The organism is [Pantoea] beijingensis (genome assembly GCF_022647505.1).
GTDB lineage: Bacteria > Pseudomonadota > Gammaproteobacteria > Enterobacterales > Enterobacteriaceae > Erwinia > Erwinia beijingensis.
This window is the reverse complement of the sequence record NZ_CP071409.1, coordinates 2,069,179-2,095,956: the sequence shown is the minus strand read 5'-3', so window position 1 is coordinate 2,095,956 and position 26,778 is coordinate 2,069,179. Positions and strand designations below refer to the sequence as shown.

Genomic DNA, 26,778 nt, shown 5'->3' with positions numbered 1-26,778 from the left:
TAGTTAGCCTGTCGGAGTTATACCATGTTTAGTCGTATATTTGTCACTGGCACGGACACAGCCGTAGGGAAAACGGTGGTTTCAAGAGCGCTGCTGCAGAAACTGGCGGGGGATTATCCGCGCGTAGTCGGCTATAAGCCGGTTGCAAAAAGCAGTTTTGCCACGCCAGAGGGATTACGCAATAAGGATGCATTGGTACTCCAGTCCTCTTCCTCGCTTTGCCTGTCCTACGACGCGATTAATCCCGTTACATTGCAGGACGATGAGATCAGCACAAACCGGGATGAACCTGTCGATTATATTCGCCTGAGCCAAAGTCTTCATCACCTCCAGTCTCAGGCAGATGCGGTGGTGGTTGAGGGCACTGGCGGGTGGCGTAGCCTGATGAATGATTTGCATCCTCTCTCAGACTGGGCGGTGAAAGAACAGTTGCCGGTGGTAATGGTTGTTGGGATTAAATTGGGCTGTGTCAGCCACGCGCTGCTCACCGCTGAGGCGATAGCCCATGATGGTTTACCGTTGATAGGTTGGGTAGCAAACCGTATTAATCCCGGGCTTGCACACTATGCCGATATCATTAACGTGCTTCACGAGCGAATTAACGCTCCACTGCTGGGCGAATTACCCTATCTGCCTCGCGCAGAAGAGCGCGATTTAGCACGTTATATCGATTTGTCCGCTCTCAAATAAGCGGGCACTCGCCGGTGCCCGCACTGATATTAGCCAGGATTCAGAACGCGACGCGTCCGGCCAGAGCTCAGGTAATCAGCAATATAATCCTGGGAAATTTCACCGCTGTAGCGGCCTTCTTCATCGACAATTGGCATCCAAACCAGGTTATGTTCATAGAGTTTGGATAGCACGACGCGAAGGTTTTCTTCCGCCCGGCCGCTAACGGAAAAATTATGCAAAATATCGCCGCATTCGCCCTGCATACCACGCGCTTCGCGGCGTTTTACAAATCCTAATGGTTTTTCATCCTCATCAACTACGGTAATAGAGCGCATATCGTGGTCGTCCATAATGGCGAATGCTTCTGACAACGGTGTCGATTTTCTGGCGGTAATCGTAGGTTGCTGATCGGTAACATCACCGGCCTGAACGAGCAGCAGGCGCTTCAGCGTGCGGTCCTGGCCAACAAATGAGCCGACAAACTCGTTGGTTGGTTTCGCCAGCAATTCATCCGGGCTGGCACATTGTACAATTCTGCCTTGGTTAAACACCGCGATACGATCGCCCAGTTTTAACGCTTCATCAATATCGTGGCTCACCAGCATTACGGTTTTCTTTAGCTGGCGTTGCATATCAAGAAACTCATTCTGTATCGTTTCGCGGTTAATGGGGTCCACCGCACCGAAGGGCTCATCCATCAGCAGCACGGGCGGATCGGCAGCCAGTGCACGAATAACCCCAATGCGCTGCTGCTGACCACCCGACATCTCTTTTGGATAACGATGTAAAAACTTCGCAGGATCGAGCGCAACCATGCTCATCAGCTCGGTCGCCCGTTCCCGGCAGCGTTTTTTATCCCAACCTAACATACGCGGAACTACGGTAATGTTCTCTTCGATCGTCATATTGGGAAACAAACCAATTTGCTGAATGACGTAACCAATGTTACGCCGTAACGTTGTCGTATCAAGATGACTGGTATCTTCACCGTTAATCAGGATCTTGCCATGGGTTGATGGAATCAGGCGGTTAATCATTTTTAAGGTGGTAGTTTTACCGCAACCGGAAGGGCCGAGGAGTACGCACATCTCGCCCTCAGGCACGTCGAGACTGACATTATCTACCGCATTAAACATCGTCCCGTTTTTCTGAGTAAATTGTTTTGTGAGGTTTTCCAGTTTTATCATTATCGAATCCCCTTAGGAGTCAAAACTAACTGCAAGCGGTGTAGCAGCCAGTCAAGAATAATTGCCAGCAGACAAATCAGTAATGCGCCGGAAATGAGCAAGCGAATATCACTGCCGCTAATGCCATCCAGCAGGAGTATGCCTAAGCCTCCGGCCCCAATCACTGCGGCGATAGCCATCACGCCAACGTTCATGACAACCGCAGTGCGGATGCCGCCAAAAATAACCGGTAGCGCCATTGGGATCTCGACCCAGCGTAAGCGCTGCCAAAATGTCATTCCGATACCGCGGCCCGCTTCACGCAAGCCGGGTGGAATATTTTCCAGGGCCGTATGGGTATTACGCACAATGGGCAGTAACGAATAAAGGAATACCGCGCTCACTGCAGGCACTACGCCAATGCCCTGACCGATCAACGAAAAGAGCGGAATCATCAGTCCGAACAGCGCGATAGAAGGGATGGTTAATACGATAGTCGCCAGCCCGAGAACCGGTGTTGCAAGCCATTTGACGCGTACGATCATGATGCCAATCGGGATACCGATAACAATGGCTAAACCTACAGCCAATGCCACCAGCCATAGATGCTGCGTCGTGAGCTGCAACAAATAACCCCAGTTGTTTATGATGTAATGGAGGGTATCCATAAATACGGTTCTCCTTAGAGCAGGCCGGTAGATTTCAGAAAATCGCGAGCAACTTGCTGCGGAGATTGATGGTCGATATCGACCCTTTTATTCAAGTCGGTAATGACCTCATTGGTAATTAGCGGAGAGAGCTGATTGAAGGCTTCTGCCAGGCCCGGGTTAGCATCCAGCACCTCTTTTCGTACAACGGGAGTCACGGCATAGCTCGGGAAAAACCCTTTATCGTCCTTCAGGACCTTGATATCGAACCCCTTTACGCGCCCGTCGGTCGTATAAATGAGCCCGGCATCAACAAATCCGTCGCGGATAGCGTTGTACACCAGCCCGGGATCCATCTGGCGTATTTGTGGACGATCCAGTGCAAAACCATAGGCTTTTTGCAGCGGTTTCATACCATCGGAACGTCCTGAGAACTCTAAATCCAATCCTAACATCCAGTTATTTTCGGGGTCGTCTTTGCGGATTTGTTCAACCCTGGCCACCAGCTCTGACATGGTTGAGATATGTTCTTTTTCTGCGCGGTCTCGCCTCATCGCAAAAGCATAAGTGTTATCCATCGGAGCAGGATCCAGCCAAACCAGACCTACTTTTGCATCCAGCTTTTTGACTGTCTGATAAGCCTCTTCCGGCGGCATACGCTGCTCAATATGATTAAATATAATCAGAGAGGTACCGGTATATTCCCAGGTCATGTCAATTTGTTTGTTCACCATGGCGTTACGGCCGATGGTGGTAGCAAGATTGGTCTTTGGGTCTACCTCAAAACCCTTATGCTGCAACCACATCACGGTAATCGCGGAGAGGATGTGCTGCTCAGTAAAGTTTTTGGTGGCCAGTGTCAAGGGGGCTGCTGAAGCCGCATGGCTCACTGCCAGTGAAATGCCCAGTGCAAAGGCGAGGGTGCGAACCCAGCGCGTAAAAATAGTGGCGTTTGCCATAGCAAAGTTCCTTTATTGTTTTAACCGGCGGTATGCGGGCTAAGCACCCGACCAAGCCCGGCCAGCAGCATATCGAGTATCAGCGCGAAAAGAGCGGTAGCTGCCGCACCTAAAATCAATGTGGGAAAATCGTTAAGAAGAATGCCAGGAAAAATCATTTCGCCGTAGCTACTGGCACCAATCAGGAAGGCCAGTGGTGCCGTGCCAACGTTGACCGCCGTAGCAATCCGGACCCCGGATAAAATGACCGGCCATGCATTGGGGATTTCAACCTGCTGCAGGCGTTGCATCTTGGTCATACCAATCCCCTTTGCCGCTTCGAGAAGAGAAGGCGGAACCGCGTTAAGCCCGGAGAAAGTATTACGCACAATGGGTAACAGTGAGGCGAGGAAAAGGGCAATTATAGCCGGGCGGTCGCCGATACCAATAATGACCATGGCCAGCGCCAGGACCGCTAACGGGGGGAGGGTATTTCCCACGTTGAAAATTTGCATCACGTACTCTGCCCAGCGACGGGCAAAAGGTCGACTGAGGATAATTCCACTGGGAATGCCAATCAGCAGCGCAAACAGCATCGACCAGAATACCAAAAACATGTGTTGCTGGCCGAGATAGAGTAAATCGACTTTGCGTGAGGTGATGGTATCGATGCCGAGGCCGTAAACCAACAGCCCAAGCACTACAATAATGAACAGAACCGCGAGGCCTGCACGCTTAGCGAGCGTTGAATTTTGCATGGGTAGGATTCTCCCTGATACCGCGTTGAGTCCGCTTCCACCGGGAGAGGGGAAGCGACCCTTGTTATGCCATGAAAGTGGCAAATCGACAGAAATCACAAATAATATTGCCAGGCGATTTCCAAAACCGTATTTACCGTCAGGACCGACAAAAGTGTTATCGTCGCCGCCTTTTCATCGTGAAAAATAAAAAAGCACCGTTAAAGCTATAGCAGCCTGTTATCGGCCATGACAAGTTTTATGGGAAAAATCAGCAAGATAGTTTTTACGTAAAAAGGCGCGCAGACCGCGTGTTATCTGGCATCGCATCAATTGACAAAAACGTACTGATAAATAAGTGACGCCGTCACAAATTACAGTAAACGCACTTTTGGAAACTTTTGATCGCCGTTATGAGCCAGGCTTAAGAAAAACGGGAAAGGAAAAAAATGTCAGAAAATATTCAACATCAGGTGACTCATCGCCATTGGATTTTAGTGGCATCCATGTTAGCGATATTTATGGCGGCGATAGAGGTCACTATTGTCGCAACGGCGATGCCTACCATCGTTGCTGAGCTTGGTGGGTTTTCTCAATTTAGCTGGGTGTTTTCTATTTATTTACTCACGCAGGCCGTAAGCGTACCCATTTATGGTCGCCTGGCCGATTTATGGGGTAGAAAGCGCGTTTTCTTTATTGGTACCTCGTTGTTTTTACTTGGCTCGATATTGTGCGGGTTCGCGACCAGCATGGGGTGGTTAATCCTGTTTCGTGCTTTTCAGGGATTGGGGGCTGGAGCGATTATGCCGATCACCTCAATCATCGTGGCTGATATTTACACGCCCAAAGAGCGAGCCGGAATACAGGGGTGGTTATCCAGCGTATGGGGAGTGGCAGCCATTACGGGGCCGCTAACTGGAGCATGGATCGTTCAGCACTTTAACTGGGCACTGATTTTTTGGGTTAATGTACCTATTGGTCTGGTATCGGTCTTGATGTTGGCGCGTTGGCTACCAGCCATAAAGCTTGAAAAGCGACACAATCTCGATCTTGCCGGCAGTAGCTGGCTCATGCTGTGCGTTTCTTCATTATTAATTGCGCTGTTACAGGCTGAGAACTTGGGCGCATGGTTAATACTGTTTGTTGTTATCGCGTTAGTTTCCGGCTATGCGCTGGTCCACCACGAAAAGCATGCCGAAGAGCCACTGTTCCCGCTGGCGATCTGGCGTAATCAGGTTTTGGTGGCGGGTAATGCCGGAAACCTGGTTATCGGTGCCGCGATGATGGGTATCAGCGCATTTTTACCTACCTGGATACAGGGAATTAATGGCGGTACGCCCCTTCAGGCGGGGAGTGCACTGGCGATGATGTCTATTGGCTGGCCACTGGCCAGCGCCGTGAGCGGGCGTCTGATGCTGCACACATCCTACCGTTTTACTGCTCAACTTGGTGCTTTATTGTTGATTACGGGGACAGCGTTATTGCTGGTTTTGAAGGCCGACAGCTCAGTGCTTTACGCTGCCTTCTCAGCTTTTGTCATCGGCACAGGGATGGGTATGACCAGTACGACATTTTTAGTCTCGGTGCAGAATAGCGCTGAGTTCCATATCCGCGGTATTTGTACGGCCTCAATCATGTTCAGCCGTATGCTTGGCTCAGCCTTGGGCACCGCCATAATGGGGGCGGTTCTGAATTATAATTTGCAGATAAAGTTACCGGAACATGATGATCCGGTGCAGCAACTCATGTCTCAGAGCCAGCGGCAGTCACTGCCGCATACTCTGTTGCACCACATGACCGCGCAGATAGCAGCGTCGCTACATTGGGTATTTTTTGTCTCGGTAATGATTGCGCTACTGAGCTTGCTTATTGCGCGCTGGATGCCGCAACAACGTCCGGAGTAAGGCAGATAAAAAAGGCCGGCCATTATGGCCGGCCTGAAAAAAGTTGTGACTTATTGCGTGCCCGTATCCTGCGTCGTTCCTGCTTCAGATGGAGCACTGGTTTCAGCTTCACTATTATCGCTGCGCTTATAAACAATTTTTTGCGTATCGTTTTCACAATGCCCTACAACCTGGCCTCCCGCCCGTTCGGCCTGATCGTTGGGTACAACATCCAGCGTGAAACCTGATTCCGGAACGCCATTATTGATAATCTTCTGACTGATATCCGCTTTCACTGAGTCGCATGAAGCCTGAGCGGCTAAAGGCGCAACCAGGCACAAAGCGGCCAAAACCCATGTAGATGTTTTCATCACATTATCCTTTTGCTAAAAAACAGTCATAAGCATAGCAGTTGTCACAAATTAGGGGGTAACCGGGCGCCCGGTATTGCGATCGAGGCAGCGTAATGTATTCGGTTCCCAATATGCATTTACGTTGTAGCTTTTTTCACAGGCGTCACGCGTATCGAAGGCACGATCGGTTTTATCAAACTCTTTCTCAACGCGGCTGTTGACCTTTTTACGCAGCATGCGTGTATCATCAAACTGCTCTTTTTCCTGACGCGCCTGTTCATTACTCAGCGCGTTATTACCATTATCAATAATCAGGCGGTCGGTGTTGGCAATGGCTGCGGGCTGCACCGCTAACATACTGCCCAGCAGGGTCAGGGGAAGAAGGGCAGACAACAGGCGTTTATGCACAATTTTCATCATAATTTCCTTAAGTTTAAACCGCCAACCAACCTCAATGGCAGGCTGCTGTGACAATCTTTGTTATTATATCACCGGCGCCCAAAGACTCACCAGTCGCAGCGTTTGCTTGTTTACTTTTCTGAGAGATTCTCTATCTGATGCTAAAAACAACCTTGCTCTTTTTCCTGACGGCATTGGCTGAAATTATCGGCTGTTTTTTGCCGTGGCTATGGTTAAGAAAAGGTGGAAGCGCACTGCTGTTACTGCCTTCGGCACTCAGCTTGATATTTTTTGTCTGGCTGTTAACGTTGCACCCGGCAGCAACGGGACGAGTCTATGCCGCTTACGGCGGTGTTTATGTGATGACCGCGCTATTGTGGTTACGGTTTATTGATGGCGTTAAGTTAAGCGCATATGATTGGACAGGTGCGATTATTGCACTGAGCGGAATGCTTATTATCGTGGCGGGTTGGGGGAAAGTCTGATGGCCGCATCAATGCGGCCATCAGCAAGAATCAACCTTTATGAACCTTTAAACCCGCCAACGTCTGGCTTACCGGCATCATTTCCAGCGTATTAATGTTGACGTGTTTTGGTAACGTCGCGACCCAGAAAACGGCTTCGGTTACATCGTCTGGCGTTAATGCGGTGGTGCCATCGTAAACCTGGCCTGCTTTATCATCATCGCCTTTAAAGCGGACGTTGGAAAACTCTGTACCGCCCACCAGGCCCGGCTCAATATCCGTCACACGCAGCGCCGTACCGTGCAGGTCAGCACGTAGATTAAGACTAAACTGGCGTACAAAGGCTTTAGTTGCACCGTAAACATTGCCTCCGGGATACGGCCAGTTTCCTGCAACAGAGCCAATGTTAATAATATGACCAACATTGCGTTCCACCATGGACGGCAACAGGGCGTGCGTCATATACACCAGCCCTTTGTTGTTAGTGTCGATCATATTTTCCCAATCTTCTACATTGGCCTTGTGCGCGGGTTCAATACCTAATGCCAGCCCGGCGTTATTCACTAACACATCAATATTACGCCATGCTTGTGGCAGGCTTGCCAAGGATTCTCCAATGGCTGCGCGATTGCGCACATCGAGTTGCAGTGTAAAGAGATCGTCGCCCAGCTCATCCTTCAACGCTTGCAAACGTTCCGTACGGCGCCCTGTAGCGATGACTTTATGACCCGCAGCAATAAAACGACGTGTGATATTTTCACCAAAACCTGCAGTCGCACCCGTAACAAAAATAATCATTACTCTGTTCCTCAATACATTTAAAGGGGATATACCAAGTATAAACACCTTAGCACTTCAGCCAGGCGCTGATAAGAATAGGATGCGGGAATGGCTCATTTAGCCAAGTGACTGATTGGCTTGATATCGTCGAAATCAAAGCCACCAGCCCCATAACGCTAAGTGCGAAGGAGGCGAGGGCGGTGACCAGCAAGATAGCCAGGTCCTGGTGTCATTTACCGTAATACATGCCCTCAAGCTTCATGCCGTCAGGATCGAGGAAAAATACCGCATAGTAATCGGGATAATATTCGCCAGCGGCATCAACGATTTCTACGTCATTTTCCCTGAGCCAGGTTTGCAGTTCATCGACATCCTTACGATTGCGAAGCGACCAGGCATAGTGATGAAATCCGGGGTCGCCTTTACGGTAAGGATGCGCTAAACCTGATTTATCCGCCTGGTAAATCCACAGGCGCGTAGAACCATTACTCCAGCCCATTGCTTCGGGGAATTCGTCCATTATTTCGAATCCCAAAAACGCAAACAAACCACCATAAAACGCTTTAGAAACAGCAAAATCACTGACTGACAATACGATGTGATCAACACCCTGAACACGCGACATAACAAACTCCCGGCTGAATGAAAGGTAAAATAACGCGTTCATTAAGCGTAGTTTGCCGTTGCCCAAAATGCTGCTGTATTTAGGGTTTTATTGAACGTCCGGAGGGGGCCGAACGTTTATCTCATCGTTCAGTTGCCTGTGCGGCAATGGCGATATCAATAACATCGCTGACCATCGGTCGATATTGTGTCATTGCATACCATGAACGATGAATGCTGGTTGATGCGGTAAAGCCAATATGTTGATGACTGGCCAGCATTTTAGCCGGATTTCCCTGATCGAGCGTTGCATTTAACATAACCTGCCGCACAATACCTTTTATCTTGAGCGAGCCATAGATTTGGTAGTGGTCACCGGTCAGTTTTACAACGCGTTGACTTTCAAATAATGCTTCCGGATAGTTTTGCTGATCAAAGAAAGACTCGCTTTTTAATTGCTTATTAAGCAGAGCATTATGGGAATCAATGCTGCCCACGGGAATATGAACGGTGATCTTATCATCAGTAGAGTCCTCCGGGTTAAGAACGATATTGCCACTGACCTCAGCAAAATCAGCACCAGAATGGGCAACATTAAATAACAGCCATGACAACTTTCCGGAAGCAGAAGCGGAATCAATCTGATAGCTATGCTGAGTCGCCAACGCCGTTGAGGAATATAATGCGCCAGTGAAAAACAGTAGCGCAGTTGTTCGGTGTAAAGTCCACATGGTGTTGCTCCGTTAAGAAAAGGCAATCAGCAACACGCTGACCAGTCAGAAGAAGTTGCACTTCATAAAGAGCTAACGCTTGAGTCGGCTTTTCTATTCAAAGATCGGAGCATCTTTTTATGGATGAGGGAATCCAGGAGCCGAATCATTTCCCGCAAAGCCAATGCCGCGAGCTGAAGGCCCCGTCTGAAAAACACGGCGTGGTGAAGGTAAAATATCGCTGAGAAAGCAGGTCGGATTGGACAAGCTGGGGGCGCGTCTGCGTGTGGGAGGAAACATGACCGAAAACCTGTAAATCTCGCCTGGAATGTCAAAGCTCAATTAATGCTTTTAGTTGGCTCTTTTATCAACATTTCTGGTGGCCGCCGCCAGCGGGAACGGATGTTATCACGTTTGCTCTGCTTCAGGTGATGGCAGTAATAAAATTTGCATAAATTATTCTCCCCTTTGTCCTAACTCCCTGCGATGATTATGGTTTTGGAGGTTTAACTTAAGGAAGAATGGATGATGAACATACGTTATCCGGTACGGAAAGCCGACGGACGGGACTATAAGAACTATGAGGAGCTGCTGACCGACATTCGCAAAAACGCCCACGGTTGGTGGTTACTCGGCGTAAATCGTTACTGGCACGGGGGGATCCATGTCGGGATGTCATCCTCTCCGGCCTCGGTGCTGAGCCAGGAAACACCAGAAAAATCGGTGCCGCTCCAGTTCATGATGGACGGCGAGGTGGTGGCATGGCGGGTTAACCGGGATTACGCGGCTATCGAGTGTTATCAGGAACGCCCCCTGCGCCAGTCCGGCACCTTTGTGCTGGTTAAATCAGTGTACAAGTCCGACGAGCAGGATGAATCCTCCTGGCTGACGCTGTACCAGCTTTACATGCACATCGCGCCATTGTCAGACTTCCCGAAACGCCCACTTTACCGGGTCACGCAGAAAGGTCACGGCGTGCGGATGCGTAAACATTCCCGCCATGATGACAGCCGTGAAATTGCGCCGGACGTGCTGGCAAATAAACACGGCCACGCCAGAACGCTCGTGCAGGGCGACACGCTTGCCGTACTGCAACAGAAATCGTTTTTACTGGAACAACGGCCGGAGCCGTTCGCTCTGGTGCAGCGTCTTCAGGACGGTAAGCCCGCCGGGGAGCTGTTCTGGGTCTCGATGCGCCCTGAATATCTGGAGCCTGACGGCGAATGTTATGTGTGTCTGCCTGACTGGATGCACAGCGCCCTGAATCACGGCATGTTTGATAATGTGGTGGTGCCACCTGCGCCACTGAAAGTGACGGTGAAAGCAGGGGATGCGGTCGGGTTCCTCGGCGCTCAGGATCTGGCTGACGAAGATAACCATCCGCAGATTATCACCACGGACTATAAAGCCCATATCGAGCTGCTGAGCCTCGATGAACATGTGCCTGATTTCGTGGCAAACGTGAAGGGGATTAAAACGGGCAAACAGTTCATTAAGCTGAAGCTGAAACGGCCGCTGTACCTGCGAAACGGGGAGGGCGAGGAAAGTACCTTTGAGCAGATGAGCGCCATGACCCGCGCCGATGCCGGAAAAATTATTCCGCGTGATGCCACGTACCCGTTTACGGATAAAACCGGGGTCACATACTTTCAAATCCGCCCGCATACGTGGATGCACCAAAACGACGTGGAGCAGCTCAGTCAGCATGTTTTAGCGGGACTAAACTTTCACTGTATTGAAGCTGAACACACAACCGATTTTACGCGCACGCTGGATGAACGCTGGCTGATTGATGCCCTGAAAAGCATCAGCTCTCACTTTGACGGTGAAAAAGGACCACAGTTCGCGCAGGCCAAAATGTATTATGACAGCCTGATCCACAACGCTGAAAACAGAAGACCGCCGAACCCGTATCCCGATAAATCTCAGGACCAATATTTGTTTGGTGCACTGCATACCAACCAGATGAACATCTCAGAATATGCGCGGCGGCTGATAGTGAAACACGACAGCGACTGGCACAGTACCCGCGATGATACACGTTGGTCGCCGGTATTTAAGGTCAGGGATGAAAGTCCTGTTGTGAAGATGGCCAACGGGGGATTTCTGGATGCGACGCGCTGGATGGATAAGGTGCCGCAGTTCGCCAGTCAGCAGTCTGTATGGCATTTTCATCCGCTTGAGTTTATGGAAATATTACGAAGTGCAGAGTTTCCCAAGACTCCTGTTAATGGGGAATTAACTCCTATAGAATTTATTAATTTCTATAATGGAGACAAAATTGATGATATTGATTATGAAGAGGCTGCAAAAGAATTGGTATGCGAAGTTGCAGCAATTAAAGCTGTAGCAAAAACAGAAACTGGTTCTTATGGCTCCTATTTTAAATTTGAAGATAACGATGATTATGTTCCTGCGATATTATTTGAAAGGCATCACTTTCATAAATATACAAATGGGAAATATGATCAGTTCGAAGATATATCAAACTCTATTGCGGGTGGATATGGTGCAACATCAGTACAGTATACAAAACTAGCCAAAGCGTATGCCTTAGACAAGAAAGCTGCTTTGAAATCGGCATCTTGGGGTAAGTTTCAGATTTTAGCATCGAACTTCGTCACAGCAGGCTACGCCAGCCCTGAGGATTTCGTTTTTGCATTAAGCAAGTCTGAAAAAAATCAGTTAAAAGCATTCGTTAGCTTCATTAAGGCTGATAGGATTTTATTGCATTCCATTCGGACTAAAGACTGGCTTTCATTTGCAAAAAGATATAACGGACCAAGACAGAATGGATATGATTTGAAAATGGAGAGAAATTATAATGCGTCATTATAAATTACTTGCGTTAGCGGCAATGTTTCTGTGTGGTTCATCGTTTGCGAGTAATGAATATTTTGTGTGCGACACTGTAAAAGGAACAATCAAACTAGATGAAAACAACGGTGTACTTCGGTACACCTTATCGAAAGACCGCAAAACTGAATTTAACTATGAGTCGAAAGGTAATGATTATTCAAGGTTTAAATACAATCATTACTCACGATTTCAAACTGATTACTTCAACGTGTCGTTTGTAAATACAGGGTATAAATACACGATATTTAGTAATTATGAGGATGAGAGTGAAAGCCGTGGGGTTAGTGTTACGAACCTGAATAGCAAGAAGGAATCTGTTTACGATTGTAAGTCCGTTGGCATTGATCACCTTAGTGATTTGTCGGCAAAACTGGCCTGTGATAAGGGCTCAGTTCTTGGTTGTGAGTAGATCCTTTTTTTGGTGCGTATAATGTAACACGCGATATGTTAAATAGGCCGCTGCGAGAATCGAGCACTGTAGCGGCCTATTTACACATAGCGTTATTGTGCGAACCAAACCTCAAGTGGCTCTTTTGCCAAATCTGAATTGAGCTACAGGCGGACATTACTATTGAGTCTCTACAATCTAGGTGCGCATAATGTACGACTCGTTATGTTGAAAAGGCCGCTGCGAAAATCGAATCCCGCAGCGGCCTCTTTAGCATAACGTCATTGTGCGAACCAATTTATATAGAAATGAAAAACTCCTCTTCATTCCTTTTTTTATAATTGTCATCCCATATGAGTTTTATTCGGTATTTAGTTTTACTCTCAAAGCTTATACCCGCTAAGATTTCAATCCCATGTTGCGGGTGTAATACCTCATATGGAAATTTATCTTCTACATCATGCATTGAAAGATATTCATTGCCATCGTTATCAGGGAAATGAATCTCTATGTTTTTAGCCTCAACCTTTCCTCTATTAAATATCTTGAGCCTATAGTTGTTTTTGGCTATTTTTACGAGACGAGCACCAAGCTCAGCCTTCATCTCATTAATTGCTGACTTTGTTTCTTTTTCCAGAAGCAACTTACGTAACCTGTCTTGCTCATCCTTTATAACCTTTTGTTCTCTATCGCTTTTTCTCGATTTCGCTTCTGATGATATGATAGTGTAAATCGATACTACAAGCGCAGCTAAAGCAATAGCATCACTTGTTGTCATTATTTAATCCTTATATTCTTACTTCCCTTAAATGCCTTTTTGAGCATATCGTTAAACTGTTTTTGAATATCTTTTGTTAACTCTTCTTTTATTTCATCCACATGAGCGTCAATACTCACCCCGTTTTCTTGGATTAACTCATCATTAGTGAATTCTTTCCCGCAGCCTACACATCTGACAACTTCAGACTCATCCTCGTGTTCCATCTCTGTATTTCCGCACACAGGACATAGCAGGGTGATATTTCTATGGTATTTCTCAGGATTCAGTTTCATATATTTTCTCTCTTCTACGTTTTATTGATTACCAGTAATATGAATTTCTTCTGTGCCACCAATAAAGCAGGCCATATCCGACAATAAGAATCCCAAAGAACATCAGAGACATTCCCCAGCCAGTTCCGTACCACGAAACCATATCATCGAAAACCAATCCACCCGTTTCACGTACTCCGGCAGCTTCCTTAAGAATTGGTTTGAATACCGGAATCAGAAGGGCGATCGCCAGTGGAGCACCCCAGCGAACAAGACCTGTTTCCATTTTGATCCCGAAAAAGATCCCCGCCCCGACAACAAGCAGCCACACTATCAGGCTAGGCGCAGTTTCCAGTGCTGTTTGCCATTCAACATCGAAAGTTTTCATTAGCCAGGCAACAACTGCCAGACAGAAAGCAAATACGCCCACGACAACCAGTTCAACGCCGCTTGTTTCGTTATTTCTACTCATCCTTTTGATCCTTTTTCACTGTTCAAAATTCGCACAATAAAGAACGTGCAGTGTTGGTAATACTGCACGTTAGTCTCATTCCTGAGACTGTTAATCCTTTTACTCTTCCCCAGACACCGCTTTTATCATAAACATTTTCGTACTATAAGTGTATGAACTTAATGCGGAAACCTGCCTTGCAAGTGCAAGAATATCCTGTTTATCCAATGTCCTGATGTTCCACACGATGAAGTTATGGGCGTTCGTGGTTTCTTCGTCAGTACATCCGTCCGCAGAAGTGATTAGCTTTCGCTCTGTTGCTTCTTCTTTAACATCAAGAGCATAGCCATAAGCTAAGGTGTTCAGGTCTGCACCGGTAATTTTTGCTATCTGAATGATGTCACTGAATTTAGGCTCAGTTTTGCCGGACGCGATCCTGACGAGGGTACTTACGCTAATACCTGTTTTTTCGGCCAGCTCCTCGTAAGTCGAGTTTACCAACTGCAACTGGATGAAAGGCCTGATTGGTGAGGTCAGGCCGTTCACTTACTGCTGACAGACATTTGATTCTGATTCGTTTGGAGAAACGGATGATTTTGAATCACTGTGATAGTAGCCAGTTGACGGCCAGTGTCAACGATTCCCGCCAGATTCCGCTATCCTCATCATTGGTGCGCATAATGTATATTATGTTAAATTGATTGTAACGATCCGTACCAAGTACCCATTTCAGCCACGGCATTATCCCAACAATTACCACGCTGGCTTATGGGCATAATCAACAACCGCCCGTTCACAGTGGCTTCATCGGCACGGTTCTTCAGGTTAGGAACCCGGCGGTTTTGGTTAACCAGCGCGTCAATACCGCCTTCTGCAGCCAGTTCCTGATAACGATAAAGTTAGTATGAATCATGAGAGTTACCTCGCGTTTTGTATAAGGATCAGACACCCATATCAAAACCGGTAACTCTCAACCTTTCAAGGTCCAGTGTCAGATCAGGTCGCGACAACATGTACGACAACCCTTAAAAAGTTCGATTCACCCCACCTTAAGACTCGTAAAGATCGTTGCGCCGAAAAAACATTCTTCCGGGGATTAAGACCGCATTGGTCATTAAGTCTTCACCCGTCAGTGGATTCTGTTCCCCTTCACATACGTGCAATTTGGCACCGATAATGTTGTAGGAATGCCTCATCGCCAGCAGATTTGTTTCGTTGTCAAGGCTGCCGCTTTCCTCTTCCTCTTCTTCTTCTTCGCTAAGTCCGGAGCCCTTAGGCATCATCATCCCACCAGCGAGTCTGAAATCCACTCTTCCCAGGGCCCCCTTACTTCGCATAAGTTCGTCAAGCTCCGCGAACGTGTCAGTCGCAGTTTCGATCCCTGAAAAGTGCGTCATTCCCAGAACGGGTCTTCCCCGCATGTCTTTACCTTCAGCGGAAACGGCGACACAGGGCCCCAACCCTTTTGTCCCAATCCCTTGGATACCCGAAGCCATATCGTCAGCATTGATAGCCACGTATTCATCCATATCAACGTCTACGATACCCTTTAACATCGGTGCATCTTCGGGAACTTGCCGCACATTATTGCTGCGAAACAAATCACGGTGCTGATGCTCAAGAGCAAGGTAAGGAGCCCGGTCTGCATCGTTAATGGGGCGGTAGCGTAGACCGCGAACAGACATATTCAGGCGAAGCTCCATCTCACGAATTTGCGAATCTATCTGCGTGAGGCGATGACTGTATTCATTCCTGCGACTGCTCTGGCTACCAAATGCATCAACTAACGAGCTGTTGAGGGGCCTGAGAGTAGCAACAATTTGAGCTCGACTATGTTCAAGGTCTTTAAGCATGCCATAGGCGCCTGTCGCTTGTTGCATACGTGAATTAATGCGTCCATCATGAGGAGCAAGAGCACTTTGCTGTGATATGTTCCACAGCAAGTCGTCGTGACTCGGATTTTCTCCCGGTAGGGGAACGGACAAGCCTTGTGGACCGTTCAACCATTGACGATGAGGGCCGAAATTTACACTGGTCAGTTTAAGATCGGCTTCCTGTGAAAGACTAAAAGAGAGAGTCGCGCTACTGGGTTGACCCGTATTCGGGTCAACGAAGCTGGCAATAAGTTGCGCGCCATTTTCGTTAGCACTTTCCAAGTCCAGTCGGCCATGGTCAATGGCCGACTTCAACGCGAATGCCACGCGTTGATCGGGGGCTGTTGTCAGGCTCCGTAGAGAATGCTTATTGATCGCTGGCAACTGCGAGGGATAAGTGGAATTAGAAATGTAATGATTGCGAAAATTATTAGACTGGGTAACGTTATACATAGACGCCCTGAACACTTTGTATCGATTAAGCTATATGTGTATCCAGATTATATAGCAGTTCCATTTTATCGTTACGTCATAGCAATAGCATGAATTTTTTTCCTTCGGAACAGGCTTCGCTGTAGCGGCTCGCAATCTAAATCCCTTCGACTCGCAATCAGAATTCTAAGCCATTGGGCTGCCCATAGACCTTGCAAAATTCACGTAGCGCATCGTTGATATAGCGTGCGGAACTACATCGATGCCTGATCTGACCTTACCCAGTACGACTGGCTTGTTGCGCAGTATCTCTGGCTGGATTCTGAAAAGCGACACGCTAGCCAGAAAAATACTCCAGCGCCGGACTGGATTCGGGTACCTGGTGCTCAAAAAGATAGGCGTCTGAGTAGGCTTTCTGAAAAGCGATACGCTGTGATAAACGTTCAACATATTTTGCAAAGACGACATCTGTGCACAAACCGTAAGCCTGCGCCCACATCACGCAGTGCCCCATGACACAATCCGCGGCCGAAAATTCACCACATATAAAAGGCTGTTTCTCCAGCCTTTGAAGTAACTGAGGTTCAATTTCTTGCACAATCTTTTCTCTGTACCTTTGCGCAACGCGTTCATCTTTTTCACTATTGCGGAGGACGTGCGTATGCACTCTGATTTGCCATAAGGCCATATCAAAAGTGGCGCATGCGAAAAATATCATCTGAAGATATTCCGCACGCTCCGGGGAAAACCCCGCCGCCGGAGCCAGGTTCTTTTCGGAAAAACTGTCCGCCAGAAACGTGGTGATAGCCCCGCTTTCAATGACATTAAAGGGATCACCATTCGGTAGCGTAACCTGTAAAAGCGGTACCGCGTGGTTTGGATTGATATCTACGAACGGCGCCGCATACTGTTCTGCCTTGTATAAATCGACTAATTCGAGCTCAAAGTTATCATCAAAAAGCTCATGCAAAAGCCATTTTACGCGACTACTACGAACACCTTGATAATGAAAAAGTTTTAGTTTCATGGTTTCCTGGAGTAACGATAAAGTCTTACAAGTCATGAGGCGCTGGATGTTCAGTGCCGAGAGGTACAGGGAGACAAATCAATCCAGCACGTTATGCGTCAGGAATAAAATTCCCTGCGCGAGGGTACATTATTTATCCCGATCGTTGCAGATTGCTCCTTCACCCTGATTTCTTCTTTAGGGGCCTGAGGTCTTAAAAATGTTGTACTTAATGCGGGTGAAAATATTCCCTGCAGCAAAAGGCTGCTTCCATAAAAGCAGTCGATATGCTCTGGCTCTAATACCTCAGGGGGAAAAAGCTGAGAAACATATAAGCCCAGCGCAGGCAGGAATACTTTGGGAAATATCTTAAAAGCAAACGACCTCTGTCCGGATGCTAACAGGAGCCTAGCAAGCGGATATCGTTAAAGCAATATGTAATTAATGAGCCTTGCACAATAATGCAATGAGCGAAGGTCATGAATAAACAGCAAGAAATTGCTTGCCATATTATTTAGAGCGTCCGCCACTCACCGTCGATTGATTTCGTCTTTTTTTTCAGTTAATAAATATCCAGCCGCTTTTATCCAAAACAGGGAAACTTACATGTCAGTTTCATTAAAAAAAAATTACATTTTCATTGCTGGAGCCTGGCACGGAGGATGGGTATGGAAGAATATTGCAAATAAACTCAGAGAGCAGAACCATAATGTCACGACATTAACACTCACGGGAATCGGTGAGAAGCAGCATAATATTACTAATAACACCAATCTTAGTACTCATATTGAAGATGTGCTGGCTCATATTCAGATGGAAGAACTGGATGACGTCGTTTTGGTGGGATGGAGCTATGGTGGAATGGTGGTCACTGGCGTTGCCTCGCGTATTCCAGATAAAATTAAAGCGCTTTACTACTTAGATGCGGCACTACCAGAACCCGGCAAATCGCTATCGGACTACCTTCCACTCCCGATACGTCAATTTATTCATACGCAATTGCAGATAAGCAATCAAATTTCTCCGGCGCCCATGAGCAGTTTTGGTCTGACCGACCCTGATGATCTGGCATTTGTGAATGCCCACGTCACCCCTCATCCCATTAAATCGTTAATTGAGCCGCTGCCAGACGTTAATCTGCCGGACGTACCGATCACATATGTATATTGCAGCGGCTACGGTAAAGCAGGAGACGAGGTTGCTGATACCTATGAAAAAACATGGGAGCGCGTTCGTCACGATCCCCGCATACGTGGAATTGAATTGAACTGTAATCATTTCCCAATGCTCAGCGAACCAGAAAAAACACTCGACATTTTACTTGATAAATATTGAGTGAAAGCGTGACTTCGCCGGCAGGCAATAGCGCGCATTATCTGCCGGTATGGACGCAACGACTATATCTAATAAGCACGGCTTAACGTCTAATCCATTGACTTTAATTTTAATCATACGAGAATAGTTCTTTTCGAGTAACCACCCGAAAGAACAGGAGTTTATGATAAGCCGTCCTCGTCGTATCCCCCCCATACTGAGAGTCAAAACGTTATCCGCGCTTGTGGTTTCGACGTTGTTACTTGTCAGCTGTACTGCCGAACCACCAAGATCGCTGGTTACCCCGCTTCCATCCGTTGAAGCGCCCCATCCCGCCCAAACCGGGCAACGCCATGGGCCGGTACGCGGAGTCTGGCTCGCAACCGTTTCCCGTCTCGATTGGCCTCCCGTTTCCTCAGTCAATAGCGGCCGTGCTGATATTCGTATCAGCCAGCAGCAGCAAGCACTGATCGCTAAGCTCGACAAGCTGAAAGATCTCGGGATTAACACCGTATTCTTTCAGGTGAAACCCGATGGGACCGCGCTGTGGTCTTCAAAAATTTTGCCATGGTCCGATATGCTCACTGGCGTCATTGGTGAGGACCCGGGGTACGATCCGTTGCAATTTATGCTGGATGAAGCACATAAGCGCGGTATGAAAGTCCATGCATGGCTAAATCCGTATCGCGTTTCCGTTAACACCAAGCCCTCCACGGTTGCAGAATTGAATCGTACGCTGTCGTTGCACCCTGCTAGTGTATTTGTACTGCACCGCGAATGGATTCGCACGGCAGGCAACCGCTTTGTACTCGATCCCGGCATTCCCGAGGTGCGGGACTGGATAACCAGTATCGTGGCGGAAGTTGTTACGCGTTATCCCATTGATGGCGTGCAGTTTGATGATTATTTCTATACTGAATCCCGCGATTCCCTCCTTAATGATAATCTGACCTTCAAAAAGTACGGTGCGGGCTTTGGCTCGAAGGCTGACTGGCGGCGTCATAATACTCAGCAACTGATCGAACAGGTTTCGCGCACCATCAAACAGCTAAAGCCTGATGTTGAATTTGGGGTTAGCCCTGCTGGCGTCTGGCGCAATCTTTCATTCGATCCGGCGGGCTCCGATACGCGCGGAGCCGCCGCTTATGATGAAGCGTATGCCGATACGCGTCGTTGGGTACAGCTGGGATTACTGGATTATATCGCTCCGCAACTGTACTGGCCTTTCTCCCGTAAAGAGGCCCGTTATGATGTACTGGCAAAATGGTGGGCAAATGTAGTCCAACCCACAGGTACGCGCCTGTACATTGGTGTTGCACTGTACAAAATCGGCGAATCTTCGAAAAAAGAACCAGACTGGACAATTGACGGCGGCGTACCGGAACTGAAAAAGCAGGTGGAGTTAAATGAATCCGTGCCACAAATTAGCGGTACTATCTTGTTCAGAGAGAACTACCTAAACCAGCCACAAACCCAGGATGCTGTTCACTATCTTAAAAGTCGCTGGGGACGCTAACACCATCACATTATACGATTGGCCCGGGATGTTATTTTAAACGCCATGGCGTATCTATTGTTAACTACGCGCCAGGGACTGGAAGCCGGGCACAGACGTACCGCCACAATACCCTTTTAAATAAAGTGGTTATATTCGCCGTTGGGTTGGTTATCGAACGGTGTTTTGCTGTATAACGTGCGAGCAAGGCACGAATTATAGAAATAATCATCTGCAAAAATGAGACATCGCGCTGCAAAGCCAAATTTTTAAGCAAAACAGACTACCTAATCCCCCATGGACGGCTAGCGTAACAGCATAATCGGCCAAAAGACGATCAATCCGTTGATTAAAATAAGGAAAACAATAAACAAATATATACAAAATAAATTATTGAGCAGTGGACTAAAAAGCCATATATTGGCCGCGTTTTATATTCGAGGCACCTCAAACACGGTTTAAGGCGCTGCCCTCACCCGGCAGGCGCAAGCTATTTGAGGTCTATGACTGATAACGTTTTTTTTAATTCATTTATTCAACTGCGGTACTGATACCTCGGTTGTAGGAGAGATATGATGACGGATAAAGTCCGTATTGATACTTTAGGTGCAGAATCATTAAATGGAAACAATGAAACCTATTTAGCAAGACAAGCTGAATTTGAATCAAATGTCAGGAGTTATCCGCGCAAATTGCCGTTAGCAATTGCGAAAGCTCAGGGTGTCTGGATTACTGATGTTGAAAATAATCAATATCTTGATTGTCTGGCCGGTGCGGGAACGCTGGCGCTTGGACATAACCATCCTGACGTACTGCAAAGCATCCAAAATGTCATTACTAGCGGCTTGCCGTTACATACTCTCGATCTGACGACGCCGTTAAAAGATCGGTTCTCCGAATATCTGCTCTCTTTGTTGCCGGGACAGGGAAAAGAGTACTGCCTTCAGTTCTGTGGCCCCTCTGGCGCCGATGCGGTTGAAGCGGCACTGAAGTTGGCCAAAAAGCATACCGGACGGACGGGCGTTATCAGCTTCTCCGGCGGCTATCACGGGATGACGCATGGCGCTCTGGCGGTCACGGGCAATCTGTCACCCAAAGAAGCCATCAACGGCATGATGCCGGAAGTCCAGTTTATGCCTTATCCGCACCAATATCGCTGCCCGTTGGGCATTGGCGGTGAGGCCGGCGTTAAGGCATTAACTTACTATTTTGAAAACCTGATTAACGACGTTGAAAGTGGCGTGCGCAAACCTGCGGCCGTTATTCTGGAGGCTGTACAGGGCGAAGGCGGTGTTAACCCTGCCCCCGCTGAGTGGCTACAGCGCATTCGTAAAGTTACCCGGGAACATGGCATTCTGCTGATTATCGACGAAGTTCAGGCCGGTTTTGCGCGTACGGGTAAACTGTTTGCCTTTGAACATGCAGGTATTGAGCCCGATATTATCGTGATGTCGAAAGCTGTCGGTGGTGGTTTACCATTGGCCGTGTTGGGTATTAAAAAACAGTTTGATGCCTGGGAACCGGGTCACCATACCGGAACCTTCCGTGGTAACCAGTTGGCAATGGCAACCGGTCTGACAACCCTGACATATCTCAAAGAGAATCATGTTGCGGAAAAAGTCGCCGCTCAGGGTGAATGGCTAAAAGAAAAACTGGCCGCGCTACAGAAACGTTATCCGGTCATTGGCAACGTTCGCGGACTGGGATTAATGATCGGTATTGAGATCGTTAATCCTCAAGGCGCACAGGATCACATGGGTTGCTACCCTGCCGATGGTGAACTCTCTGCGCTGCTGCAGAAAAAATGCTTTGAAGCCGGGCTGATTCTGGAGCGTGGTGGTCGACACGGTTGTGTTCTGCGCCTGTTGCCTTCGTTATTGATCACCAATGATGAATTGAACGTTTTCCTGGATAAATTTGAACACGCCCTGCTAGCCGCTGGCGTCAAATCTGTTTGAGTGGAGTGAATTGATGTCCAGGTTAAACCCTATTCTGGCGGCTTCGGTACAGAGTACCGAAGCCTATCAGCAGGCGATCGCGCAAAGCAGCGAAGCAGTGGTCAAGTGGCTCCAACAACCTGAGATGTATCAGGGAAAAAGTATCGCTGAACTGCGTGAGCGTATTACGCTGGATTTTAATCCTCATGGCCTGGGAAACCAGGCTGCAATTGAACGTGCAGTTGAGTATTTTTTAAAAGATAGCCTGTCGGTACATCACCCGCAGTGCGTTGCACACTTACATTGTCCAAGCCTGGTGGTAAGCCAGGCAGCCGAAGTGCTGATTAATGCGACCAATCAAAGTATGGACTCCTGGGATCAAAGTCCCTCGGCGACCATCATTGAGATCAAGCTGATCGAATGGCTGCGTACCCAAGTGGGCTATCAGTCCGGTGATGCAGGCGTATTCACCAGTGGCGGCACTCAGAGCAATTTGATGGGCTTGATGCTGGCGCGTGATGCGTTTTTCGCACGGCAGGGACACTCGATTCAGCAAGATGGATTGGTTGGTGACCTTCGTAAAATTAAGGTGTTATGTTCTGAGAATGCGCATTTCTCTGTGCAGAAGAACATGGCATTACTGGGGCTCGGTTATCAATCGGTCAGGCTGGTAAAAACTGACCGCTTCGCGCGTATGGATGTGAATGATTTAGCCGAAAAGTTGGCGCAGGCTAAGTCGGCTGGTGAACAGGTTATGGCGATTGTTGCAACAGCCGGTACCACCGATGCTGGTGCTATCGATCCGCTGCGCGCAATTGCCGAGCTGGCGGCACAAAACCAGGTTTGGTTACACGTTGATGCTGCCTGGGGCGGCGCGCTGCTGCTGTCTGAAAAGTATCGTAACTATCTGGATGGTATCGAATTAGTGGATTCCATTACGCTGGATTTTCACAAACAATTCTTCCAGACGATCAGTTGCGGTGCCTTCTTGCTGAAAGAGGCGCGTCACTACGAGTTAATGCGTTATCAGGCTGCTTACCTGAACTCCGAATTTGACGAAGCGCAGGGTGTACCCAATCTGGTTTCTAAATCTTTGCAGACGACGCGTCGTTTTGATGCCTTAAAACTGTGGATGGGCCTGGAAGCGTTAGGGCAAAAACAGTACGCTGAAATCATCGATCATGGCGTGACCCTCTCCCAGGAAGTGGCGCGCTATATCGACGAGCAGCCGCTACTGGAATTGGTGATGCAGCCTCAGCTAGCCAGCGTTTTGTTCCGTTTCCGTCCGGACGGCGTTGTGGAAGGTGATACAACCGTCGCGTTGCTTAATCAGCGGATTGGCGATGCGTTACTGGAATCCGGACGCGCGAACGTTGGTGTAACGGAATTCGCCGGTGTGACCTGCCTGAAAATGACGTTATTAAACCCAACAGTAAACCTTGAAGATATTAAAATCCTGTTGGCGCTGGTCGAAAGCACGGCACAGCAGCTGCTGACCGCGTAACGCCATCTCTCTACTTCTGCTATCAATCAAAGCCGATAACTCTTAACTGTTATCGGCTTTTTGTTGGCCGTTTCCCTGTAAAAAACTATCCTTCAGGCGTTATAGCAGCCTGCTGCGTGGCGGGATTGTTGCTCTCTTCAGTAAAGACCGGTCTATTTTTCGTCATCGTATACGCTACGCGCTTTTCGCTATCGGGCGAGGTCGTGACCTTTACTGGCGCAATGGTAACGCGACCGATCAACGAACGCGCATAGCCTCCGATTTGATGGGAGCCCGCGGGGACATGCAGTGCCATGCTTTCGCCAGTCGCCAACGCACCGGCATCCGTACCATCGACGGTAATAAATAACCGGGTGCCATCAGAAGTCCGGGCCGGAACATGCGTGACGGTGACCAGCGTTTCTCCACGGGTAAAATCGGCCACGGGCTTATCGGTTGATTTTTTTGCGCATCCCGTCAGCGCCATTGCTGCCACGACGGCAGCCAGGGTAAAACGATTCATCATCGTACTGTTTCTTCCACTTTTTGCTTTGTGATCTTGCTCGTCAATATAACGGATATCGATCTTGAGATGAATGCACCGGGCTATAATCTCGGAGAAATCTCCCGTTCGCTTTCAACAACGGCTGTAACCGCCATTCCAAGACAAGAGGATGATGATGATTACATTATGTAAAACCTGCGGCACGTCCTATGCCAGGAACGTCGCCCCATCCGAACGCTGTAAAATCTGTGAAGACGAGCGACAATATGTACCACCTTCAGGGCAACAATGGCTCCCGTTCGCGGCACTTGCGGCACATCAGAATAAGTGGAAAGTGCTGGAGAAAAACGTGCTCAGCCTGCAAACCGTGCCGGCATTTGCTATCGGACAACGCGCCTTTCTGCTGCGCACGTCAGAAGGCAATATTCTTTGGGACTGCATCGCGAATCTTGATGACGCAACGAAAACTCTCATTGATGCATTGGGTGGGCTTAGTGCAATTGCGATCTCACACCCCCACTATTACAGCACCATGCAGGATTGGGGGGAGTACTTTAACGCTCCTGTCTGGTTACATGCTGATGATAGCGAATGGATTATGCGTGAGAGTCCGTTGCTCAAGCTGTGGCAGGGAGAAACTCATCAACTGACCCGTCATGTGCAAATTATCCGCCTCGGTGGTCATTTTGCCGGTGGCACTGTACTGCACTGGGATCATGATAATGGGGTATTGCTGACCGGTGATATTTTGCAGGTGACGCCCGGTGCTGATGCGGTCTCGTTTATGTGGAGCTATCCTAATATGTTGCCGCTTCCCGCAGCGACCGTCGCCCACATGACCTCAATTACCGGGCAGCTACCGTTCGAGCGTCTGTATGGTGCGTTTGAAGGTCAGGATATTAAGCAGCGTGCCCGAGAAATCGTCCAGGCATCAGGGAAAAAATATATTGCTTGTCTGAGATGAGGCTGCAGAAAGGATCCGTCTGTCATTTTAAGTCCGCGTATCCGCAGTCTGCTCTGACCTGTATCGCGACGGGTTTTATCGACAATATTGAGGCAATCCTGCCCTTCTCTTCAACTCAAGGACTTTTCTGCATAGGGGCTGGAACATTCGCAGCGCATTGACTTTGCCTGCTACAGCGACCGGTGTGTCGCTGTAGCAGTGAAGTGATTACGACAATATTGCTTTGGGTTCCATAAAAGACTCAATGCCCCATTTCCCAAGTTCACGGCCCATTCCTGAGTGTTTTACACCACCGAAAGGCGCCCTTGGATCCTGATTTAAACTATTGATTAAGACGCGGCCTGATTCGATCTGCTCCGCCACCCGAGTGGCGCGCTCCGCGTCACTGCCCAGCACCAGCGCATTGAGGCCATACTTTGTATCGTTGGCAATCGCAATGGCTTCGGCTTCATCGCGGTAGCTAATAATAGAAAGCACGGGGCCAAAAATTTCATCACGGGCGATGGTCATGCTGTTGTTCACATCGGTAAAAAGAGTCGGTTTAACGTACCAGCCCTGGGATAACGACTCGGGACGGCCTTCTCCACCCACGAGCAGACGTGCTCCTTCGTCGATACCGATGCGAATATAACCTTGTATGCGGTCCCATTGTTTCTGACTGACCATTGGACCAACCTGCGTTTGCGGCTGACGCGGATCGCCACAAACAACGTTTTCTACGGCTTGCTGCAACGCAGACTCAAACTCAGCTTTGCGTGACTCTGGTACTAAAATACGGGTACCTGCAATACAGGCTTGGGCGTTATTCAGGAAACCGGTGGTTATTGCCAGAGGAATAGCATCTTCTACGCGAGCATCATCCAGAATAATCACCGGAGATTTGCCGCCCATTTCCAGAGTCACACGCTTAAACGTGTCTGCGGCGTTGAGCAAAATAGCCTTACCGGTTGCGGTTGAACCAGTGAAAGAGATTTTTGCAATATCAGGATGGCTACTTATCTCATTTCCTACTACGTCACCGCGTCCGGTGACGATATTGAATACGCCAGGCGGTAAGCCGGCCTCATGTAGCGCTTTTGTGACAATCTGCGTTTGTATTGCACTCATTTCACTGGGTTTAATCACTGCGGTGCAACCTGCAGCCAGGGCGTTCGCAAGCTTATTACAGATAAAAACTGCGTTATGGTTCCAGGGCGTGATCAACCCGGCGACGCCATGCGGTTTCATCTGTACTCGAGCGCTTCCTACCTGTTGCTCAAAAGCATAGTTCTGCAGCTCGGCAATCGCCAGACCGATGATGATCGCAGGAACGGCGGCACCTTCCTGAGCAAGTGTCAATGGCGCACCAAATTCTTCGATCCGCGCATCCCGTAATTCCGCTTCGCAGTTTTGCATAGCCTGCTGCATGCGGCTGAGCATCTCAATTCGCTCTTCTTTTGTCGTACGGGACATTGCCGGAAGGGCCGCTTTAGCTGCGGCAATCGCACGATGCGTATCTTCAATATCGGCCAGACGAACCTGGCCAATAACCTGCTCTGTTGCCGGATTGTAAAGGTCATACCACTCTTCGCCATGGGGTGTGACGAATTCACCGTTAATATAAATTTTGTCGATGCGTTGCATTGAAGGACTACCTATTGTGGGAATCTATCGTCCAGTTTATGAAGAGATTATGACAGGCGTTCG

27 protein-coding genes and 1 pseudogene are annotated in these 26,778 nt (G+C 48.4%); 10 read left to right on the top strand and 18 right to left on the bottom strand.

Annotated elements, in window-relative coordinates; all coding sequences use genetic code 11:
• Positions 1-24 precede the first annotated feature (24 nt).
• Complete coding sequence (bioD, locus tag J1C60_RS09410; protein ID WP_128174399.1) at positions 25-690, top strand: dethiobiotin synthase; 666 nt, start codon at positions 25-27, stop codon at positions 688-690.
• Between the two features lie 29 nt (positions 691-719).
• Here bioD and osmV read toward each other — a convergent pair whose 3' ends face one another.
• From osmV to J1C60_RS09390, 4 genes are read right to left on the bottom strand one after another with little or no spacing between them, the layout of a single operon-like run.
• Positions 720-1,859 (bottom strand): osmoprotectant ABC transporter ATP-binding protein OsmV, encoded by a 1,140-nt coding sequence (gene osmV, locus J1C60_RS09405; protein ID WP_128174401.1) that lies wholly within the window; start codon positions 1,857-1,859, stop codon positions 720-722.
• Entirely contained in the window at positions 1,859-2,506 is a 648-nt protein-coding gene (gene osmW, locus J1C60_RS09400; RefSeq protein WP_128174403.1) for an osmoprotectant ABC transporter permease OsmW, read from the bottom strand. Before osmW ends, osmV begins: the two co-directional genes overlap by 1 nt.
• Positions 2,507-2,520: 14 nt before the next feature.
• Positions 2,521-3,444, bottom strand: a complete 924-nt coding sequence (locus J1C60_RS09395; protein WP_128174405.1) for a glycine betaine ABC transporter substrate-binding protein — start codon at positions 3,442-3,444, stop codon at positions 2,521-2,523.
• Between the two features lie 20 nt (positions 3,445-3,464).
• Positions 3,465-4,181 carry an ABC transporter permease gene (locus tag J1C60_RS09390; protein WP_128174407.1) on the bottom strand — a complete coding sequence of 239 codons (717 nt, stop codon included), beginning with the start codon at positions 4,179-4,181 and terminating at the stop codon, positions 3,465-3,467.
• Positions 4,182-4,609: 428 nt separating this feature from the next.
• Between J1C60_RS09390 and J1C60_RS09385 the strand changes: the two genes are divergently transcribed.
• Positions 4,610-6,064 (top strand): MDR family MFS transporter, encoded by a 1,455-nt coding sequence (locus tag J1C60_RS09385; RefSeq protein ID WP_128174409.1) that lies wholly within the window; start codon positions 4,610-4,612, stop codon positions 6,062-6,064.
• Between the two features lie 50 nt (positions 6,065-6,114).
• Here J1C60_RS09385 and J1C60_RS09380 read toward each other — a convergent pair whose 3' ends face one another.
• Positions 6,115-6,414 carry a DUF1161 domain-containing protein gene (locus tag J1C60_RS09380; protein ID WP_128174410.1) on the bottom strand — a complete coding sequence of 100 codons (300 nt, stop codon included), beginning with the start codon at positions 6,412-6,414 and terminating at the stop codon, positions 6,115-6,117.
• A 51-nt stretch (positions 6,415-6,465) separates the two neighbouring features.
• Positions 6,466-6,813: a DUF1283 family protein gene (locus J1C60_RS09375; protein WP_128175034.1), complete on the bottom strand. Its 348-nt coding sequence runs from the start codon at positions 6,811-6,813 to the stop codon at positions 6,466-6,468.
• A gap of 140 nt (positions 6,814-6,953) precedes the next feature.
• Between J1C60_RS09375 and J1C60_RS09370 the strand changes: the two genes are divergently transcribed.
• Positions 6,954-7,280, top strand: coding sequence for a YnfA family protein (locus J1C60_RS09370; protein WP_128174412.1), 327 nt, complete (start codon positions 6,954-6,956; stop codon positions 7,278-7,280).
• Between the two features lie 30 nt (positions 7,281-7,310).
• Here the strand turns inward: J1C60_RS09370 and ydfG are convergent, their stop codons facing one another.
• The 3 genes from ydfG to J1C60_RS09355 all read right to left on the bottom strand — a co-directional run bounded on the left by ydfG (position 7,311) and on the right by J1C60_RS09355 (position 9,373).
• On the bottom strand, positions 7,311-8,057 hold the full coding sequence (gene ydfG / locus J1C60_RS09365; RefSeq protein WP_128174414.1) for a bifunctional NADP-dependent 3-hydroxy acid dehydrogenase/3-hydroxypropionate dehydrogenase YdfG: 747 nt from the start codon (positions 8,055-8,057) through the stop codon (positions 7,311-7,313).
• A gap of 211 nt (positions 8,058-8,268) precedes the next feature.
• Positions 8,269-8,664 (bottom strand): VOC family protein, encoded by a 396-nt coding sequence (locus J1C60_RS09360; protein WP_128174416.1) that lies wholly within the window; start codon positions 8,662-8,664, stop codon positions 8,269-8,271.
• Between the two features lie 121 nt (positions 8,665-8,785).
• Positions 8,786-9,373 carry a YceI family protein gene (locus J1C60_RS09355; RefSeq protein WP_128174417.1) on the bottom strand — a complete coding sequence of 196 codons (588 nt, stop codon included), beginning with the start codon at positions 9,371-9,373 and terminating at the stop codon, positions 8,786-8,788.
• Between the two features lie 504 nt (positions 9,374-9,877).
• Here J1C60_RS09355 and J1C60_RS09350 point away from each other — a divergent pair.
• Positions 9,878-12,190: an N-acetylmuramidase family protein gene (locus J1C60_RS09350; RefSeq protein WP_128174419.1), complete on the top strand. Its 2,313-nt coding sequence runs from the start codon at positions 9,878-9,880 to the stop codon at positions 12,188-12,190.
• Positions 12,177-12,620 carry a hypothetical protein gene (locus tag J1C60_RS09345; RefSeq protein WP_128174421.1) on the top strand — a complete coding sequence of 148 codons (444 nt, stop codon included), beginning with the start codon at positions 12,177-12,179 and terminating at the stop codon, positions 12,618-12,620. The genes J1C60_RS09350 and J1C60_RS09345 overlap by 14 nt, the downstream gene beginning before the upstream one ends.
• A 277-nt stretch (positions 12,621-12,897) precedes the next feature.
• Here the strand turns inward: J1C60_RS09345 and J1C60_RS09340 are convergent, their stop codons facing one another.
• The 7 genes and pseudogenes from J1C60_RS09340 to J1C60_RS09310 form a co-directional block, all read right to left on the bottom strand.
• Positions 12,898-13,377, bottom strand: a complete 480-nt coding sequence (locus tag J1C60_RS09340; RefSeq protein WP_128174423.1) for a hypothetical protein — start codon at positions 13,375-13,377, stop codon at positions 12,898-12,900.
• Positions 13,377-13,652, bottom strand: a complete 276-nt coding sequence (locus tag J1C60_RS09335) for an ECs_2282 family putative zinc-binding protein (protein WP_128174424.1) — start codon at positions 13,650-13,652, stop codon at positions 13,377-13,379. Before J1C60_RS09335 ends, J1C60_RS09340 begins: the two co-directional genes overlap by 1 nt.
• 28 nt (positions 13,653-13,680) lie before the next feature.
• Positions 13,681-14,103, bottom strand: coding sequence for a hypothetical protein (locus J1C60_RS09330; RefSeq protein ID WP_128174426.1), 423 nt, complete (start codon positions 14,101-14,103; stop codon positions 13,681-13,683).
• Between the two features lie 99 nt (positions 14,104-14,202).
• The gene (locus tag J1C60_RS09325; RefSeq protein ID WP_235859140.1) at positions 14,203-14,628 is read right to left on the bottom strand and encodes a helix-turn-helix domain-containing protein; all 426 of its coding nucleotides are present in this window, start codon (positions 14,626-14,628) and stop codon (positions 14,203-14,205) included.
• 225 nt (positions 14,629-14,853) lie between these two features.
• Positions 14,854-14,978, bottom strand: a pseudogene (locus J1C60_RS09320) (IS481 family transposase); the annotation flags it as partial.
• A gap of 153 nt (positions 14,979-15,131) precedes the next feature.
• Positions 15,132-16,283 (bottom strand): XopAK family type III secretion system effector, encoded by a 1,152-nt coding sequence (gene xopAK / locus J1C60_RS09315; protein WP_128174428.1) that lies wholly within the window; start codon positions 16,281-16,283, stop codon positions 15,132-15,134.
• Positions 16,284-16,725: 442 nt separating this feature from the next.
• Positions 16,726-17,415 (bottom strand): glutathione S-transferase family protein, encoded by a 690-nt coding sequence (locus J1C60_RS09310; protein ID WP_128174430.1) that lies wholly within the window; start codon positions 17,413-17,415, stop codon positions 16,726-16,728.
• 585 nt (positions 17,416-18,000) lie between these two features.
• Here J1C60_RS09310 and J1C60_RS09305 point away from each other — a divergent pair.
• The 4 genes from J1C60_RS09305 to J1C60_RS09290 all read left to right on the top strand — a co-directional run bounded on the left by J1C60_RS09305 (position 18,001) and on the right by J1C60_RS09290 (position 23,644).
• On the top strand, positions 18,001-18,729 hold the full coding sequence (locus J1C60_RS09305) for an alpha/beta fold hydrolase (protein ID WP_128174432.1): 729 nt from the start codon (positions 18,001-18,003) through the stop codon (positions 18,727-18,729).
• Positions 18,730-18,892: 163 nt separating this feature from the next.
• Positions 18,893-20,224 carry a glycoside hydrolase family 10-like protein gene (locus tag J1C60_RS09300; RefSeq protein WP_128174434.1) on the top strand — a complete coding sequence of 444 codons (1,332 nt, stop codon included), beginning with the start codon at positions 18,893-18,895 and terminating at the stop codon, positions 20,222-20,224.
• Positions 20,225-20,778: 554 nt separating this feature from the next.
• A complete protein-coding gene (locus J1C60_RS09295) occupies positions 20,779-22,161 on the top strand; it encodes a diaminobutyrate--2-oxoglutarate transaminase (protein WP_128175037.1) in 1,383 nt (460 codons plus the stop codon).
• Between the two features lie 13 nt (positions 22,162-22,174).
• On the top strand, positions 22,175-23,644 hold the full coding sequence (locus J1C60_RS09290) for a pyridoxal phosphate-dependent decarboxylase family protein (protein ID WP_128174436.1): 1,470 nt from the start codon (positions 22,175-22,177) through the stop codon (positions 23,642-23,644).
• A gap of 85 nt (positions 23,645-23,729) precedes the next feature.
• Here J1C60_RS09290 and J1C60_RS09285 read toward each other — a convergent pair whose 3' ends face one another.
• Positions 23,730-24,149, bottom strand: a complete 420-nt coding sequence (locus tag J1C60_RS09285) for a hypothetical protein (protein ID WP_128174438.1) — start codon at positions 24,147-24,149, stop codon at positions 23,730-23,732.
• Positions 24,150-24,303: 154 nt separating this feature from the next.
• Between J1C60_RS09285 and J1C60_RS09280 the strand changes: the two genes are divergently transcribed.
• The gene (locus J1C60_RS09280) at positions 24,304-25,092 is read left to right on the top strand and encodes an MBL fold metallo-hydrolase (RefSeq protein WP_128175039.1); all 789 of its coding nucleotides are present in this window, start codon (positions 24,304-24,306) and stop codon (positions 25,090-25,092) included.
• Between the two features lie 207 nt (positions 25,093-25,299).
• Here J1C60_RS09280 and J1C60_RS09275 read toward each other — a convergent pair whose 3' ends face one another.
• Positions 25,300-26,715, bottom strand: a complete 1,416-nt coding sequence (locus J1C60_RS09275; protein ID WP_128174440.1) for an aldehyde dehydrogenase family protein — start codon at positions 26,713-26,715, stop codon at positions 25,300-25,302.
• Positions 26,716-26,778: the final 63 nt, after the last annotated feature.

Bases quoted from the DNA above. Each gene is read 5' to 3' on its own strand.
- bioD (WP_128174399.1), top strand. From the start codon at position 25: ATGTTTAGTCGTATATTTGTCACTGGCACGGACACAGCCGTAGGGAAA.
- osmV (WP_128174401.1), bottom strand. From the start codon at position 1,859: ATGATAAAACTGGAAAACCTCACAAAACAATTTACTCAGAAAAACGGG.
- osmW (WP_128174403.1), bottom strand. From the start codon at position 2,506: ATGGATACCCTCCATTACATCATAAACAACTGGGGTTATTTGTTGCAG.
- J1C60_RS09395 (WP_128174405.1), bottom strand. From the start codon at position 3,444: ATGGCAAACGCCACTATTTTTACGCGCTGGGTTCGCACCCTCGCCTTT.
- J1C60_RS09390 (WP_128174407.1), bottom strand. From the start codon at position 4,181: ATGCAAAATTCAACGCTCGCTAAGCGTGCAGGCCTCGCGGTTCTGTTC.
- J1C60_RS09385 (WP_128174409.1), top strand. From the start codon at position 4,610: ATGTCAGAAAATATTCAACATCAGGTGACTCATCGCCATTGGATTTTA.
- J1C60_RS09380 (WP_128174410.1), bottom strand. From the start codon at position 6,414: ATGAAAACATCTACATGGGTTTTGGCCGCTTTGTGCCTGGTTGCGCCT.
- J1C60_RS09375 (WP_128175034.1), bottom strand. From the start codon at position 6,813: ATGAAAATTGTGCATAAACGCCTGTTGTCTGCCCTTCTTCCCCTGACC.
- J1C60_RS09370 (WP_128174412.1), top strand. From the start codon at position 6,954: ATGCTAAAAACAACCTTGCTCTTTTTCCTGACGGCATTGGCTGAAATT.
- ydfG (WP_128174414.1), bottom strand. From the start codon at position 8,057: ATGATTATTTTTGTTACGGGTGCGACTGCAGGTTTTGGTGAAAATATC.
- J1C60_RS09360 (WP_128174416.1), bottom strand. From the start codon at position 8,664: ATGTCGCGTGTTCAGGGTGTTGATCACATCGTATTGTCAGTCAGTGAT.
- J1C60_RS09355 (WP_128174417.1), bottom strand. From the start codon at position 9,373: ATGTGGACTTTACACCGAACAACTGCGCTACTGTTTTTCACTGGCGCA.
- J1C60_RS09350 (WP_128174419.1), top strand. From the start codon at position 9,878: ATGATGAACATACGTTATCCGGTACGGAAAGCCGACGGACGGGACTAT.
- J1C60_RS09345 (WP_128174421.1), top strand. From the start codon at position 12,177: ATGCGTCATTATAAATTACTTGCGTTAGCGGCAATGTTTCTGTGTGGT.
- J1C60_RS09340 (WP_128174423.1), bottom strand. From the start codon at position 13,377: ATGACAACAAGTGATGCTATTGCTTTAGCTGCGCTTGTAGTATCGATT.
- J1C60_RS09335 (WP_128174424.1), bottom strand. From the start codon at position 13,652: ATGAAACTGAATCCTGAGAAATACCATAGAAATATCACCCTGCTATGT.
- J1C60_RS09330 (WP_128174426.1), bottom strand. From the start codon at position 14,103: ATGAGTAGAAATAACGAAACAAGCGGCGTTGAACTGGTTGTCGTGGGC.
- J1C60_RS09310 (WP_128174430.1), bottom strand. From the start codon at position 17,415: ATGAAACTAAAACTTTTTCATTATCAAGGTGTTCGTAGTAGTCGCGTA.
- J1C60_RS09305 (WP_128174432.1), top strand. From the start codon at position 18,001: ATGTCAGTTTCATTAAAAAAAAATTACATTTTCATTGCTGGAGCCTGG.
- J1C60_RS09300 (WP_128174434.1), top strand. From the start codon at position 18,893: ATGATAAGCCGTCCTCGTCGTATCCCCCCCATACTGAGAGTCAAAACG.
- J1C60_RS09295 (WP_128175037.1), top strand. From the start codon at position 20,779: ATGACGGATAAAGTCCGTATTGATACTTTAGGTGCAGAATCATTAAAT.
- J1C60_RS09290 (WP_128174436.1), top strand. From the start codon at position 22,175: ATGTCCAGGTTAAACCCTATTCTGGCGGCTTCGGTACAGAGTACCGAA.
- J1C60_RS09285 (WP_128174438.1), bottom strand. From the start codon at position 24,149: ATGATGAATCGTTTTACCCTGGCTGCCGTCGTGGCAGCAATGGCGCTG.
- J1C60_RS09280 (WP_128175039.1), top strand. From the start codon at position 24,304: ATGATTACATTATGTAAAACCTGCGGCACGTCCTATGCCAGGAACGTC.
- J1C60_RS09275 (WP_128174440.1), bottom strand. From the start codon at position 26,715: ATGCAACGCATCGACAAAATTTATATTAACGGTGAATTCGTCACACCC.